We start from the raw sequence: 15525 nt of genomic DNA on the forward strand, positions 1-15525 counted from the left end.
TCAAAAGCTCAATTATACTATGAAAAGACTCGCTTTTTTAGCTGTTATCGCCCTGTTGCTGAGTGTATCGATAGTGAATTGCTCAAAAAAAGGCGGTGAAGAGTACGACGAACTATACGACACCACTAATATAGCTGGTGCTGTTAAATACATTGATACCTTACCTCCGGGTAGCCCGTTATTTCACGGCGGATTAAATGTGACCGGAGATTTTGACCGTATAAAGTTGGCTATTGCAGCAAAGGATGTAACCATTTTAGCCGGATACAATAAACTGATCGCCAACAAGCATGCTGATTCAACCTACGGCCTCAACGGTCCGGTTGACACATTGATCAGGGGTGGTAATAGCCGGGAAGAACCAAAACCAGATAATTATTCAAAGGCATTCAATGATGCAGCCGCTGCCTATCAGTTAGCGATACGCTGGAAAATTGACGGTAAAACAGGTTATGCTAATAAAGCCATTCAGATCCTGAATGCCTGGGCGGCTACCTGTAAGCAATTAAGCGGCGACCCCAACGTGTTTCTGGCAGCCGGTTTCTACGGTTACCAGTTTGCTTTGGCTGGTGAATTAATGCGCGATTATAATGGCTGGAAGCCGGAAGATTTCCAGGCCTATAAACAATGGATGTTGACGGTTTTTTATCAAAAGAACCATTCATTCCTCACCAACCACAACGATGCCTGTATCGATCACTACTGGGCTAACTGGGACCTGGGTAATATCGCCTCTGTAATGGCAATTGGAATATTGACCGATAACCGCTCAATGTATAATGAAGCCGTGAATTATTTGCAACGTGGCGCAGGAAACGGAAATCTTCGCAAAGCCATTTATTATGTCCATAAAGACGAAGGACTGGCGCAATTACAGGAAAGCGGCCGTGATCAGGGACACGCTACACTGGTAATGGCTATGTTAGGAACTATATGTGAAATGGCCTGGAACCAGGGCGATGACTTTTATGGATTTAATGACAATGCGGTGCTCAAAGCTGCAGAATATACAGCTAAGTATAATGTGGCTAATGAAGAAGTACCTTTTAAGACATACAACTACCCTGATTGTGATACAACTATTGTCCAATCTGTAATTAGTGATGATGAAAGAGGTACGGTTCGCCCATTCTATGCTATGATCTACAACCATTATGTAAAACGTAAAGGATTGCGAGCCCCTTACACCGAGAGAGGAGTTAATTCATGTTATCCCGAAGGCGGTGGTGGTGATTACGGCCCCAATAGCGGTGGCTTTGATCAGCTGGGATTCGGCACCTTACTATATACAAGACCTTAGTTAAGATATTTCAGAAAGGAAAAGGCGAAAATCCAATATCTAAAATCCAGTATCCGGAATCCAATATCCGAGATCCAGTATCCGAAATCCAATATCCTGGTTCCGATCCGGTACATTCTAAAGCTGCCCGTTGTAAGTCAGGAGACACGGACAGCAACAATAAAAGCCCCCGAAGTGCAACCTCGGGGGCTTTTTGTTTTATCCGCCGAAGCCTTTGGCGAAGGCGGATCATTAGGAACACATTAGAATTGTAATTGTCACAACTAAAAATATACCCCCATCAAATAATATTTTAAACCGGTTGCAACCGATACAGTCCATTTTCAATCCTTAAGGTGGAACTATTTGTTTTAAGCTGTTTTTAAGCTATATAGATTTTAGCAGGCAGTTTATCTGGTAAAAATCCTGATTGTGAATTACAAGTATTGGGTTTCCTTTATTGCTTTTATACTGCTGGGGTTCCTCTCAATGGGCAACCCCGGAAAGCAGGTGCACTTGCATTTGCTTTCCGGCGATTATATAATATATGATACCGGGGCAATAGCGGACGACCTTACAGCAGAACCTACCGAACAGGCGGTGATTCGCTGTAACCTGCCAGCAAAAAGGCAATCGAAGATCAAATCAAGGTTTAGGGCCGTATCTTTTATACAGCTTAGCCCTAACGAAACCAACCAACTCGTTAGTTCAATCTGTTCTTACCGGTCAATTAAAATGACCTATGGAATAAACACGGCCCATCTACGCCCATTCTATTATATCTTTCTTTTCCGGCTTACACCATTCTGAACAGTAACCACATCCATTTCTTCTGTTTGAATTATCTGGCTTCATGGAACTGACTCCTTCCTATTGAACCAGCCCTGGCACTGTGTGCCCAGTCCCTTCATATACTTTATTTAAATTAATGTGTAAGCATGAAAGCTTTTGCAGCTATAAATATTTTGTGCATCATCTGGTTAACAGGTTGTGGTGTAAAAGGTAATACCGAAAAGAAAGTAAAAGATATTGAACTACCCGTTTTTGAATTACAAAGCAGGGATACCATCCTGCATCGGTCATATGTGGCAAGTATCAATGCCTTTCAGCATGTGGAATTGCGGGCCAAAGCATCGGGGTTCCTCGAGAATATAATGGTAGATGAAGGTCAGTTTGTACATAAAGGACAACTGATGTTCACCCTCAACGATGCAGAGTTCAAAGTACAGGTGTCTGAAGCAAAAGCGTCGCTCACCAGTGCGCAGGCCGAAGTAAACGGAGCCGAAGTGGAAGTAGGCCGGGTAAAATCACTGGTTGATAAAAAAATAGTTACGCCCAGCGACCTGGAATTGGCCAATGCCAAACTGGCTGCTGCAAAAGCAAAAGTAGATGAAGCACTGGCTAAGCAGGAAAAAGCCAGGATCAATCTTTCCTATACAACTGTAAGAGCACCCTTCGATGGTATCATCGATCGCATTCTGCAAAAACGGGGAAGCCTTATAACTGAAGGCAGCCTGCTGACCAGTGTATCGGATATTCATGCCATGCATGTGTACTTTAAAGTATCTGAAAAAGAATACCTGAATTATGTAAAGGGTAAAAAAGAAAGAGCTCATCATTCCCCTGCTATATTGGAGCTGGCAGATGGCTCCATTTATAAGTATCCGGGAAAAATTGAGACCATGGAAGGCGAGTTTGATACAGAGACCGGCTCCATTGCCTTTCGCGCAGTTTTTCCCAATCCTTCAAAGCTGCTCAAACATGGCGCCAGTGGAAATATCCTGCTTACTTCGAATATCTCCAACGCGTTGATGGTGCCACAAAGATCTGTGCTGGAAATACAGGATAGGAATTTTGTTTTTGTATTGGGCGCCGATTATAAGGTGCGAATGAAAAGTTTTGTACCGGAATCGCGTATCGATGATTTCGTATTAGTGAAAACAGGATTGGCTGCTGGTGATCGTATTATTTATGAAGGCGTACAGAACATCAAAGAAGGAAGTACTGTAAAGCCCAGGATGATCGCTGCCGACAGCATACTGGCTATACAATAATTGTAGCCATGATCACCACATTCTGATTCAACAACATTTCCAAAGCAGAAAACGAGCATCATGTTTGAGACTTTTATCCGGCGGCCTGTGTTGTCGCTGGTTATTTCAATTGTTATAGTACTATTGGGCGTACTTGCCTTGTTCTCTTTGCCAGTTACCCAGTTCCCGGATATTGTACCGCCTTCCGTGGTGGTCACCGCAACTTATAATGGCGCCAATGCCGATGTTTGTACAAAAGCAGTATCGGTCCCGTTGGAAAGGGCCATCAATGGCGTGCCTGGCATGACCTATATGAGCTCAGTAAGTAGCAACAACGGCGTAACTCTCATACAGGTATTTTTTGAAGTAGGAACCGATCCCGATCAGGCCGCTGTGAATGTGCAGAACCGCGTAACCACCGTACTCGATGAGTTGCCGGAAGAAGTCGTAAAGGCCGGTGTTACTGCCGAAAAAGAAGTGAACTCCATGCTCCTGTATTTGAACGTTATGAGCAACGATTCTACCGCTGATGAAGAGTTCATTTATAATTTTACCGACATCAATATATTGCATGAATTAAAAAGGATCAATGGCGTTGGCCTTGTCGATATTATGGGAACACGCGATTACTCCATGCGCGTGTGGCTAAAGCCTGATAAATTACTCGCCTATAATATTTCAACAGACGAGATCATCACCGCTTTGCGCCGGCAGAACATTGAGGCGGCGCCTGGTTCAACGGGCGACAACTCCGGTAGGGACAAACAGGCCAAACAATACATTCTGAAATACACCGGTAAATTCAATACCCCTGAAGAATACAGGAATGTGATCCTACGCGCAAATGAAGATGGTTCATTGTTGCGGTTAAAAGATATTTCCGATGTGGAGTTTGGCACGGTGAGCTATGATATGGTGTCAAAGACCGATGGCCGTCCTTCAGCTTCCATCATGATCAAACAAAGGCCGGGTTCCAATGCACGGGAGGTGATACAAAACCTCAAGGCTAAAATGGAGGAATTGAAAAACACTACGTTCCCACCGGGCATGACGTATAACTATGCCTATGATGTATCTCGTTTTTTGGATGCCAGTATACATGAAGTATTGCGCACCCTGTTGGAGGCGTTTGTGCTGGTATTCATCGTGGTGTTCATCTTTTTACAGGATTTCCGTTCTACCCTGATCCCTGCATTGGCGGTGCCCGTAGCCCTGATCGGTACGTTGGCATTTATGCAATTGCTGGGTTTTTCCATCAACATGCTCACCCTGTTTGCCCTGGTGCTGGCCATTGGGATCGTAGTTGACAACGCGATTGTGGTGGTGGAAGCGGTGCATGTAAAAATGCATCAGGAACATTTACCCCCTACAGAGGCAACCATTGCCGCCATGAAAGAGATCGGCGGCGCTATTGTGGCCATCACAGCGGTTATGTCGGCCGTGTTTGTGCCAGTGGCATTTTTATCAGGGCCCGTGGGTGTTTTCTACCGGCAGTTCTCTTTAACGCTGGCCATGTCCATCGTTATCTCCGGTATCAATGCGCTTACGCTTACACCGGCATTGTGTGCCTTAATGCTTAAACATACCCCTGCGCATAAACGTAAAAAAGGTCTGTTGCAACGGTTCTTTAATTCATTCAACCGGGTTTATAATAAAACCGAACATACCTATGGTAAAATGGTGCAAAAGATGGTGAAAAGGAAGTTGGTCACCGTAGGGATGCTGGTTGCATTTTGTGTAGCCACCTGGGGCATCGCACAATGGCTGCCATCCGGGTTTATACCCGCCGAAGACCAGAGTATGGTATATGTGAATGTAACCACGCCGCCCGGTTCAACCGTAGAACGCACCGAAGAAGTGTTAGACCTGGTGCAGAAGGCAATAGGTAAGGAAAAAAGTATAGATAATATAAGTACCCTGGCAGGTTATAGTTTGATGAGCGACGTTACCGGCGCTTCCTATGGTATGGCCATGATAAACCTGAAAGGCTGGGATGAAAGAAAAGAAACTGTACAGGAGACCATTCAGGAATTAAAAAGCAGGACCAGCCATATTTCTGATGCTGTAATAGAATTTTTTGAACCGCCCACGGTTCCGGGTTTTGGTAATGCCGGTGGTTTTGAATTCAGGTTGTTGAACCGGAACCGAAATTCCAGCCTGCAGGAAATGGCGGACGTGTCTGATAAGTTTCTTACCACTTTAAAACAACAGGATGCCATTTCAGGCGCTAATACCAGCTTCGATCCCAATTTTCCGCAATACCTGATCCACGTTGACCAGGAGATGGCGGCCAAACAGGGGGTGAGTGTGGAAAATGCCATGAATACGTTGCAAACCCTGTTGGGTAGTTATTATGCTACCAACTTCATTCGGTTTGAACAAATGTACAAGGTAATGTTGCAGGCATTGCCCCGGTACCGCGCCAATCCCGAAGATGTATTGAAGTTATATGTCAAGAACGATAAAGGCGAAATGGTACCGTATTCGAATTTCATTCGAATGGAAAAGGTGTTTGGTCCCGAACAGATCACCCGCTATAATATGTATACCGCCGCTATGATCAATGGTGATGCGGCCATCGGTTTCTCCAGCGGTGAGGCCATCAATGCCATTCAGAAAGTGGCGGATAGTGTATTGCCAAAGGGGTATAGCTATGAATGGAGCGGAATGACGCGTGAACAGATCATTTCGGGTAACCAGGCCATTTATATTTTTATAGTTTGTCTGGTATTTGTGTACCTGCTGCTGGCAGCGCAGTATGAAAGCTTTTTACTGCCCCTGGCGGTGATCCTGTCGTTGCCGGCAGGTGTGGCGGGAGCCTTTGCCTTATTGCTGGCTATGGGATTGGAAAATAATATCTACGCACAGGTAGCCCTGATCATGTTAATAGGTTTGCTGGCGAAAAATGCCATCCTTATTGTTGAAGTGGCCGTACAACGGCGAAGGGCAGGTGCATCTGTGGTGGCTGCGGCCAAAGAGGGCGCGGTATCAAGGTTACGCCCCATATTAATGACCTCCTTTGCCTTTATTGCCGGGTTGATCCCCTTGTGTATAGCCAGTGGGGCAGGAGCGATGGGGAATCGTTCTATAGGAAATGCCGCTGCCGGTGGTATGCTCGCTGGTACCTTGTTTGGCGTGTTTTTGATCCCGGGTTTATTCGGGTTGTTTATGCTTCGCCGTAAGAAAAGAAGGAAGAAGAATGAACTGCAACCCGATGATGAACCACTTACTGAACATATGGTGAATGATGAGTAGACCTGTAAGGTCCGCCATCGGGTTTTGAACAATCAGATGAATGATGCGGACCTGACAGGTCTGGTTGAAATAGAGAGGAACAAGACCTGTCAGGTCTGTCGTACACGCTGCTCCGGCAGACTCAAAAGGCAGACCTTACAGGTCTACCGGAGCACTTTAAACTTGTAATAACCAATGAAACAAATACATTCTTATATACTTCTTGTTTTAGTTGCTTTAGTCACGGGTTGTAAGGTAATGGAGCCGGCGGCGAAACCGCCGGTTAAACCATTACCTGCGCAGTATGGTGAAAAACCAGGAAAAACCGATTCTTTACAACTGGTATTCAAAAATATTTTCACCGATACCCATCTGTATAATTTTATTGAAGGGGCATTAAAAGACAATACCGATCTCAACATTGCGCTGCAGCGGATAGCCATGGCTCATGCACGTTTGGCGGAAAGAAAAGGCGCTTTTTTACCAACAGTAAATGGTGTGGTAAGCGCGGCTGCCGATCGCTATGGCGATTACACTATGAATGGGGTGGGGAACTTTGATACCAACCTGTCGCCCAACATCAGCAAAGATCAACAAATACCCGTGAGCCCTACAACCGATCTATGGTTGGGTTTAAGTAGTACCTGGGAAATTGACCTGTGGGGGAAACTGCGTCATCAAAAAAAGGCCGCTCAGGCCGAATGGCTGGCAACAGAAAAAGGCAGGCAGCTGATCATTACCTCGCTGGTGGCTACACTGGCGCAAGGCTATTATAATTTATTGGGGCTGGATACAGAACTGAAAATTGTAAGAAAGAATATTGAATTACAACGGCAGGCCCTGGAAACAGTGCAGGCACAAAAAACAGGCGGACGCGCCAATGAACTGGCTGTTCAACAATTCAAAGCACAGTTATTAAATACCCGCGGCATTGAATACCGTATTGTGCAGGAACGTATCCAGATAGAAAATGAATTGAATGCTGTTGCCGGCCGATACCCCGGCCCTATCATCCGCGATACGGTGTTGCCTGAATCGGTAGCGGTTACCATCGAAGCCGGTTTACCTGCCAGTTTATTGTCGGCCCGACCCGATGTACAGCAGGCCGAATACGACATGCAAACAACCAGCGAAAATGTACTGGCTGCCCGGGCTGCCTTTCTGCCCTCATTAACACTTAGTCCGTATATAGCCCTCAATGCATTTACCCCTGCTTTATTATTTAATGCGGGAAGTGTTGCTTACGGTGTTGGGGGCGGCCTTACAGCCCCGTTATTTCAGCAACGTCGGTTACGGGCGCAGTTCGTGATGGCCAATGCAGCCAACAAAGAAGCTGTATATAACTACCAGCAAAAATTGTTGAATGCCTATGGTGAGGTGGTGACCCAGTTGAATGCAGTGGAAAATTCCAAAAGCGCCTATGCGCTCAAAACGGAAGAAGTGCAGGAGTTACACCAGGCGGTGGTGAGCGCCCGGGAACTGTATATCTCTGGTTATGCCAATTACCTGGAAGTGATAATGGCGCAAAAGAATGTACTGGAAGCAGAACTGCAGTTGAGTGAACAAAAAAAGAACATTTATATCTCCCTGGTGCAATTATATCGTTCCCTGGGGGGCGGTTGGCAGTGATCACTGCCAACCCCTTTTTCTTCCAGGTATAAAATGATGGAGAAAGACTATTTTATCATTTCAAAATCACCGGGTTTCCAGCTACCATCGAATACATCTTTTTCAGGACCATATACTCTGATATAGGCAAACCAGCCTTTACCGGGAATTGTTTGGATCCATTCTCCTTCTTTGCCAGTAGGCGCAGTGGGGCCGAAATAGAGATCTAGGGAATTTCCGGTATCTTTTCCTTTCAGCTCAAACAGGGAACGTAAGGCGGCTTTACCCTGATCTGTAATGACCTGGCTGCGGGTTTGGTTGTCGTATACGGTTACCGACCAAAAGAGTTTACCTGGCACTGGTGTGGGCACAGTAAGTTTGTAGGTGTTATCACCCATGAGCCAATTGCCCTTGTTATCGCGTACACCTAACCAGTATAACGAACCGGAACCAGCGCCGCGATGGAACATGGCAGGGGAGGCGCCGATGGCCTGATAGAACCATTTTTCCCGGGCATCCAGGTCAACATAATTGGTGGTATTAAAGTCGCCATCCTCAAATCGCAATCCAACCCATTCCCATTTTCGATCGGGCCATACGATGCGGTCAGGGCGGCGGTCGGCAAATGCTTGTACCCGCATTTGCGCATTGGCGATCTTCGCGGCTTTTACAAGGATGGCTTTCATATGTTCGTCAGGTTCAAACGGCCTGCCTTTGGCAATACCCAGCACAGCCAGATCACCGTAATAATTGCGGTAACTTTCTACTACCGGTTCTTTATCGATCACGTCATGCAACACCTTCCAAAATTCAATATTGTTTTCCCAGGCAAGGGGTGTGGTGTCCTGTGGTTGTGGAGTAAGGTCCGGGAAAGTGGGTTCTTCCCAGTTGGAGGTTTTGTGCAGGGGATAAACCTTTACTGTTTTAATACGTTCCATGGCGGCTGGCACATCTCCTCCAACGGGAACTGAACGCACTCCGACCAATATTTGGTTGGTGGTATTACGAATAATATGATACCCTGCGGGAATTTCTTCTGCATACCCGGGTGGCAGCAACAGGAATTTACCGCCCTTATCGCCATCTGGTCCGGGAATACCCATATCGGCTACCCACCGCTGGTTAATATCGAGGGCCACTACGATCAATGGCCCTGCGGGAATATCAATAACCATTGGGCCGTTTGTAAGGTTAATTTCAATCGGTCCATAGGGGGTATCAGAATTTAAAGTAAACCCAACGTGTTTAGGTTTGCTGTCCAATATGCCAAATGTTTTATTAAGCTCAATACCTATCTTTTTATTACCAATAAAAATGGCTGCGCCGGAAACGGTAGGATAAAAGAATTTATAGGCTTGTACTGCCCTGTACAGGTCTGATTCATCGTAGGCACGTTGAATGGTGGCTTCGGTTGGATAGCCTCCTTTAAACTGATAGTTGGCATAATCCAGAACAAGCGTTGAGGTATCCTCTTCCTTAATAAGCTTTTTGCTGGTAGAACGGCGAGTAGTTTGTCCCATATATGAATAATTTGTTTTGTGCGGTACATTATATAAGAGGACACTATTGATAAAAGGAATCGCCAAGGAGGAGTCTGTTTTTTCGAAAAAAATTAATACTGTTTGATAATCAATATAGTTTGAGCAGGGATGGCAAAAATCGAACTATTTGTATCAATATTTGAACCCGTTTTTTGCCACTTCCAAATAGGGTTGACCCTGCATTACAATTGTAAATAACAGCTTACATATGAAAGATAAAAGGGCATTATTGCTATTAATGGCATTGAGCAGCGTGGTGTTACTGTTGTCTTTTGCTTACAAAAAGAGAATAGTTAAGGTATACCTCATCGGCGACTCCACCGTAGCGGATTATAGCCTTGAAAAAGATTTCGAAACAAAAAGATATCCGGTTACAGGTTGGGGACAGGTATTTCAACCCTTTTTAAAAGCAGGCAACCTTAAAAAACTTAATTTCATCATTAAGGGCGACAGCGCGCTGGTCGATGACCGGGCTAAAGGCGGCAGAAGCACCCGTACTTTTTTTGAAGAGGGGCGCTGGGCAGCCGTATACCAATCGCTGCAGAAAGACGACCTAGTGAGGATGCAGTTCGGCCACAACGATGGCGCCGTTGATAAACCGGAACGGTATGTAAATATTCCCGGTTACAAGGAATACTTACGTTTGTTTGTTGATCAAACAAGAGAGAAAGGCGCCATCCCTGTTTTATTAACGCCTGTGGCCCGCAACTATCCCTGGAAAGACGGAAAACTGAGCAATGTACATGGCGAATATCCTGAGGCGGTTAAAACAGTGGCTGATGAAAAGCATGCGTTGTTCCTATCCGGAAGGACAAAGGACAATACCCATTTTCAACCGGAAGGTGCTACTGCAGTGGCCGGTTTGGTATATGAAGCCATGACACAATTGAATAACTCAACGAATAAAAAATAAGAACGATGCATGCCAACAGAACGGCCCTTTTATTATTACTACAGATCTGCTGTTTTTCACTTTTCGCCCAACAACCAGCCAACAACCCGTTAAGATTATGGTACGATAAACCTGCTACCAACTGGAATGAGGCCCTGCCCATTGGCAATGGCCATTTGGCGGCTATGGTATTTGGCGAGCCGGGTGCCGAACAAATACAGCTAAACGAAGAAACTATTTGGTCGGGTGAGCCCGGTAATAATATTATCCCGAATGTGTACGACTCCATACAGCAAATAAGAAAACTGTTGTTTGAAGGCAGGAGCAAGGAAGCACAGGACCTGTCGAACAAAACTTTTCCCCGCAATGCGCCGGCCGATGGCAATTATGGAATGAAATACCAGACCGCTGGTAGTTTAATGGTCCGGTTTAATGACCAGCAGACTGTAACCAATTACCAGCGCGACCTGGACATCAGTAAAGCGGTCGCCAGTGTTACCTACCAGGCCAATGGCGTTACCTACAAACGCGAATTTATAGCCGCAGTTACTGATAATGTAATTATGGTACGCTTTACCGCCAGCAAACCGGCCAGCATAAACTGCAGCCTGGGTATGCAAAGCCCTTTTAAAGAGGTTACTACTCAAACAAAGGAAGGGAAATTGATGTTCTCTGGCGTTACCTCTACTGTGGATAATAAAACCGGCAGACTGCGTTACCAGGTACAGGTAGTCCCCAATGCGGAAGGTGGGCAGGTTTCGTTTACTGATACAGGTGTTGTTATCAATAAGGCTAATACCCTTACCCTCTTTATTGCCATTGGCACTAATTTCATTAACTATAAAGATATAAGCGGTAATGAATCAGCCAAAGCCACGCAGGCATTAAAAGCAGTGGCTGGTAAAAGTTATGATGCCATTAAAGCGGCACACATGACCGCTTACAAAAAGTATTTCGACCGGGTGAGCCTTGACCTGGGAACTACCGATGCTATAAAAAAGCCAACCAATGTGCGCATTGCAGAATTTGGTAATGGGAACGATCCTGCGCTGGTGCCCCTGTATTTTCAATTTGGCAGGTACCTGTTGATCACCAGCTCCTGGCCCGGTAGTCAACCTGCTAACCTGCAGGGAAAATGGAATGATAAACTCAGTCCGCCCTGGGATAGCAAATACACTATCAACATCAATACCGAAATGAATTACTGGCCGGCAGAACCAACGGCGTTGCCGGAAATGCACCAGGCGCTTTTTAATATGTTGAAGGAGTTATCGGTAACGGGGCAGGAGAGTGCCACCAAAATGTATCATGCCCGGGGTTGGAATGTGCATCATAATACCGATCTGTGGAGGATAACTGGTCCCGTTGATGGCGGTTTTTATGGCATGTGGCCTATGGGCGGCGCCTGGTTAAGCCAACATTTATGGCAGCATTACCTGTTCACTGGCGACAAAACCTTTTTAAAAGAAATGTACCCGGTATTAAAAGGCGCCGCTTTGTTTTATGTGGATGTGCTGCAAACAGAACCCTCGCATAACTGGCTGGTGGTAGCGCCATCCATGTCGCCTGAAAATACTTATATGAGCGGGGTAGGCATAAGCGCCGGTACAACCATGGATAACCAGCTGGTGTATGATGTATTGTTGAATGCCAGCCGTACAGCCACCATCCTGGGTTTGGATAAAGCATTCAATGATACCCTGCAAATGATGATCAAACGGCTACCACCCATGCAGGTTGGTCAGTACAGCCAGTTGCAGGAGTGGTTGCAGGACATGGATAAGCAAAATGACCGGCACCGCCATGTGTCGCACTTATATGGATTGTTCCCCAGTAACCAGATCTCTCCCTTTAATACACCCGAAATATTTGAAGCAGCCCGCAATTCGCTGGTCTACCGTGGCGATAAATCAACCGGTTGGTCAATGGGCTGGAAAGTGAATTTATGGGCGCGTCTGCTCGATGGCAATCGGGCATATAAATTAATTGCCGACCAGCTTACCCCCGCGCCTATGGAAACATCGGGACAGAATGGAGGTACTTATCCCAACCTCTTTGATGCACACCCGCCGTTTCAGATAGATGGTAATTTCGGTTGCACATCGGGTATCGCTGAAATGCTGGTACAATCGCACGATGGCAGTATTTATTTATTACCTGCCATTCCTGACCAATGGCAGCAGGGAACAGTAAAAGGGCTGATCGCCCGGGGTGGTTTTGTTATTGACATGAGCTGGAAAAATGGGACCATCACCTGGTTGAAAATACAGTCAAAACTGGGCGGTAACTGCCGGCTAAGACTGGCCAGTCCTTTACAACTTAAGGGCAGCGGTGTTTTAAAGCCCGCCAATGGTGACAATACCAATCCATTTTATACGCTTGCAGAAACAAAAAAGCCTCTTATCTCAGAAAAAGCAAGTTTAAAAGGTATAAAAGTAAATGCCGGTCAATTGTATGATTTGAATACAACCGCCGGCACTACCTATGAGTTGGTGAAATAATTAAAAGATGTTGAGTGGAGTCGAAACGCTGCTTAACAAATCGTTAACCAGGCCCTGTACAATAATACAGGGCTTTTTTATTTGCCCTGGCGTAGGCGGACATATTTTTCAATGTTAAGGCGGTTAATGTTTGTGCCTTCTATTTTTTCTACCCCCTGTTGAATCAGGGTATCATTGTGAATGCTAACGGTAAATGAAAAGTCATTATTCTCCCAATCCCGGGCGTTGCAGTATTCCAGGTGTTCGGTATAAGTACTATCCTTTAAAGAGTATTTACCGCCGCCTGCGGAGAATGACGCCGTTGCAGAGTCTTTACCTTTATTTAGATCATGGCTCATAAAGGCAAAGTGAGAGTCATTGATGATCTTGATAAATTGTTTGTTGGTGGTGTAATCAGTAACTGTGGTATCGCCCTTCTCAATTAAAGTTCCGGTTAATAAACGCCAGGTGCCGGTAATAGCTAAGGGGTCTTGTTTCGTTGTGCAGGATGCAGAAAACAGCAAAATAATAATTGTACTAATTACGGCAATCGATTTCATGGAGATGGTTATTTTATTAAAAATAGCATGAGTTATTAAAATAACATTAGAAAACTATTAAAACCAGGAATTATTTTTCTTATCTTAGAAGTCTTCTGTTTGTCTTGCCATTAATGAAATGTTATTGCAGCGCGTAAGTGATTAAAACTTGCAATGATTTGTTTGCTGGTTATCATTTTACCGTTAATTTTACGAGCCTTGCCATCAAACTGACCATCTAATTATTATTTGTAGCCAAGATCATGAAAGGGTTGCTCAAATTTATTCTGTTATTATGTATTCTCTTGCTGGCAGGAAATGCACATACGACTCACCCTCGTATAGGTTTCTTTCCAGGAAATACTTTTGAGCTCTCCCAACCGGGTAATTACTCCACAGAACACAATGACCGGTTACTAAGCAGCAATGCGCCTATAAACAGAAAAGGTTCCCACGAAAAATTAAAGGCTACAGAGGTTGATGACGACGATGATGATCTAAAAGCTTCCAAAAAGAATTTAGCTACCATTTGCATTTCTTTTTTATATTCCGAGGCATCGGACTACCTACACATGCTTCATAAAAGTAGTCTGCCTTTTTGCGATCATTTTTCGCTTACCTCTTCCTTCATGTTTATCATCCATCGGGTGATCAGGATTTGATTTTACTTTCCCTGCAGTCATAAGACTGCCCATTCCCTTTCCAATCGTTCGAACATTTTATTGTATTGCTTGCCTGTATAGCATTCGGCTATAGAGATCAGGTGTGTTATGCGCCGTTCTAACAAACGAATTTCAGGCAATTCTGAATAAGACCCCCCATATAAATTATGAAAAGAACGCTCACGCTGCTGGGCTTGTGTGCCATTGTGTGCTATACAAGCTGCAAACAAAAGGAAGAAACCAAAGAAGAACCCACCAAATTATTGGTGACCAGTCCAATTAAAATGGACACTACAGTGACCAAAGAGTACGTATGCCAGATCAAGTCCATACGTAACATTGAGCTGAAAGCTCAGGAAAAAGGTTACCTGGAGCGCATTTTTGTTGACGAAGGCCAGCATGTAAAAGCAGGCCAGCTGTTGTTCAAGATCATGCCAAACATTTACCAGGCCGAGCTGGAGAAAGCCGATGCGGAAGCACAGGCGGCAGATATCGAAGTAGCGAACACCCAGTCGCTGGCCGACAGGAAGATCGTATCCCCAAATGAACTGGCACTCGCCAATGCAAAAGCTAAAAAGGCAAAAGCAGAATTGGCGCTGGCCAAAGTGCACCTTCAGTTTACCGAGATCAGGGCGCCCTTCGATGGCATCATTGACCAGTTGCATTTAAAACAGGGAAGCCTGGTAGAAGAAGGCGAGTTGCTGACCAGCCTGTCAGACAATAATCAGATGTGGGTTTACTTCAACGTGTCAGAACCCGAGTACCTGAACTATAAGACTTCAGTTAGGGGAAATGAAAAAATGAAAGTGAGCCTGCAAATGGCTAATAAAGAGGTGTTCAAACACTCCGGTGTGGTAGAAACCATTGAAGCCGAGTTCAACAACGAAACCGGTAACATCGCTTTCAGGGCCACTTTCCCTAACCAGGAAGGTCTGTTGCGCCATGGTGAAACGGGCAGCATTCTCATGAAAGAACAAGTGAAAAATGCCATCATTATTCCGCAGAAAGCCACACTGGAGATCATGGATAAAAAATATGTGTACATCGTGAATAAAGACAATGTGGTGAAATTAACTCCCATCACCATTGCTGCCGAAATTCCTGACTTATATATTATCCAGGATGGGGTAACTGAAGGCGACAAGATCTTGCTGGAAGGTATCCGTAAAGTACAGGATGGTAATAAGATAACCTTTGACTTTGAGGAGCCAGCCAAGGTAATGTCGCAGTTAAAGTTGGAATCGGAATAATGTAAGT

The 15525-nt window shown here is 45.1% G+C and carries 11 protein-coding genes; 9 read left to right on the forward strand and 2 right to left on the reverse strand.

The window, feature by feature from the left end; genetic code table 11:
• Window positions 1-19: 19 nt before the first annotated feature.
• The 5 genes from J7I42_RS09745 to J7I42_RS09765 all read left to right on the forward strand — a co-directional run bounded on the left by J7I42_RS09745 (window position 20) and on the right by J7I42_RS09765 (window position 8175).
• The gene (locus J7I42_RS09745) at window positions 20-1300 is read left to right on the forward strand and encodes an alginate lyase family protein (protein ID WP_209138583.1); all 1281 of its coding nucleotides are present in this window, start codon (window positions 20-22) and stop codon (window positions 1298-1300) included.
• A gap of 411 nt (window positions 1301-1711) precedes the next feature.
• Window positions 1712-2089: a hypothetical protein gene (locus J7I42_RS09750; RefSeq protein ID WP_209138584.1), complete on the forward strand. Its 378-nt coding sequence runs from the start codon at window positions 1712-1714 to the stop codon at window positions 2087-2089.
• A gap of 128 nt (window positions 2090-2217) precedes the next feature.
• Window positions 2218-3333 (forward strand): efflux RND transporter periplasmic adaptor subunit, encoded by a 1116-nt coding sequence (locus J7I42_RS09755; protein ID WP_209138585.1) that lies wholly within the window; start codon window positions 2218-2220, stop codon window positions 3331-3333.
• Window positions 3334-3393: 60 nt separating this feature from the next.
• Window positions 3394-6567 (forward strand): efflux RND transporter permease subunit, encoded by a 3174-nt coding sequence (locus J7I42_RS09760; protein ID WP_209138586.1) that lies wholly within the window; start codon window positions 3394-3396, stop codon window positions 6565-6567.
• Between the two features lie 174 nt (window positions 6568-6741).
• On the forward strand, window positions 6742-8175 hold the full coding sequence (locus tag J7I42_RS09765; protein ID WP_209138587.1) for a TolC family protein: 1434 nt from the start codon (window positions 6742-6744) through the stop codon (window positions 8173-8175).
• A 47-nt stretch (window positions 8176-8222) separates the two neighbouring features.
• Here J7I42_RS09765 and J7I42_RS09770 read toward each other — a convergent pair whose 3' ends face one another.
• Entirely contained in the window at window positions 8223-9674 is a 1452-nt protein-coding gene (locus J7I42_RS09770) for a DUF1254 domain-containing protein (RefSeq protein WP_209138588.1), read from the reverse strand.
• Window positions 9675-9903: 229 nt separating this feature from the next.
• Here J7I42_RS09770 and J7I42_RS09775 point away from each other — a divergent pair, with 229 nt between their 5' ends.
• Both J7I42_RS09775 and J7I42_RS09780 read left to right on the forward strand, forming a co-directional pair.
• Entirely contained in the window at window positions 9904-10608 is a 705-nt protein-coding gene (locus tag J7I42_RS09775; RefSeq protein ID WP_209138589.1) for a rhamnogalacturonan acetylesterase, read from the forward strand.
• Window positions 10609-10613: 5 nt separating this feature from the next.
• Window positions 10614-13088 (forward strand): glycoside hydrolase family 95 protein, encoded by a 2475-nt coding sequence (locus J7I42_RS09780; RefSeq protein WP_209138590.1) that lies wholly within the window; start codon window positions 10614-10616, stop codon window positions 13086-13088.
• A 77-nt stretch (window positions 13089-13165) separates the two neighbouring features.
• On the opposite strand, the gene J7I42_RS09785 is transcribed toward J7I42_RS09780, so the two are convergent.
• Window positions 13166-13627, reverse strand: a complete 462-nt coding sequence (locus J7I42_RS09785; RefSeq protein WP_209138591.1) for a lipocalin-like domain-containing protein — start codon at window positions 13625-13627, stop codon at window positions 13166-13168.
• A gap of 242 nt (window positions 13628-13869) precedes the next feature.
• Here J7I42_RS09785 and J7I42_RS09790 point away from each other — a divergent pair, with 242 nt between their 5' ends.
• Window positions 13870-14268 (forward strand): hypothetical protein, encoded by a 399-nt coding sequence (locus J7I42_RS09790; RefSeq protein ID WP_209138592.1) that lies wholly within the window; start codon window positions 13870-13872, stop codon window positions 14266-14268.
• 167 nt (window positions 14269-14435) lie between these two features.
• Window positions 14436-15518, forward strand: coding sequence for an efflux RND transporter periplasmic adaptor subunit (locus tag J7I42_RS09795; RefSeq protein WP_209138593.1), 1083 nt, complete (start codon window positions 14436-14438; stop codon window positions 15516-15518).
• Window positions 15519-15525 lie beyond the last annotated feature (7 nt).

The organism is Niastella soli, assembly GCF_017742245.1.
Taxonomy (GTDB): Bacteria; Bacteroidota; Bacteroidia; order Chitinophagales; family Chitinophagaceae; genus Niastella; species Niastella soli.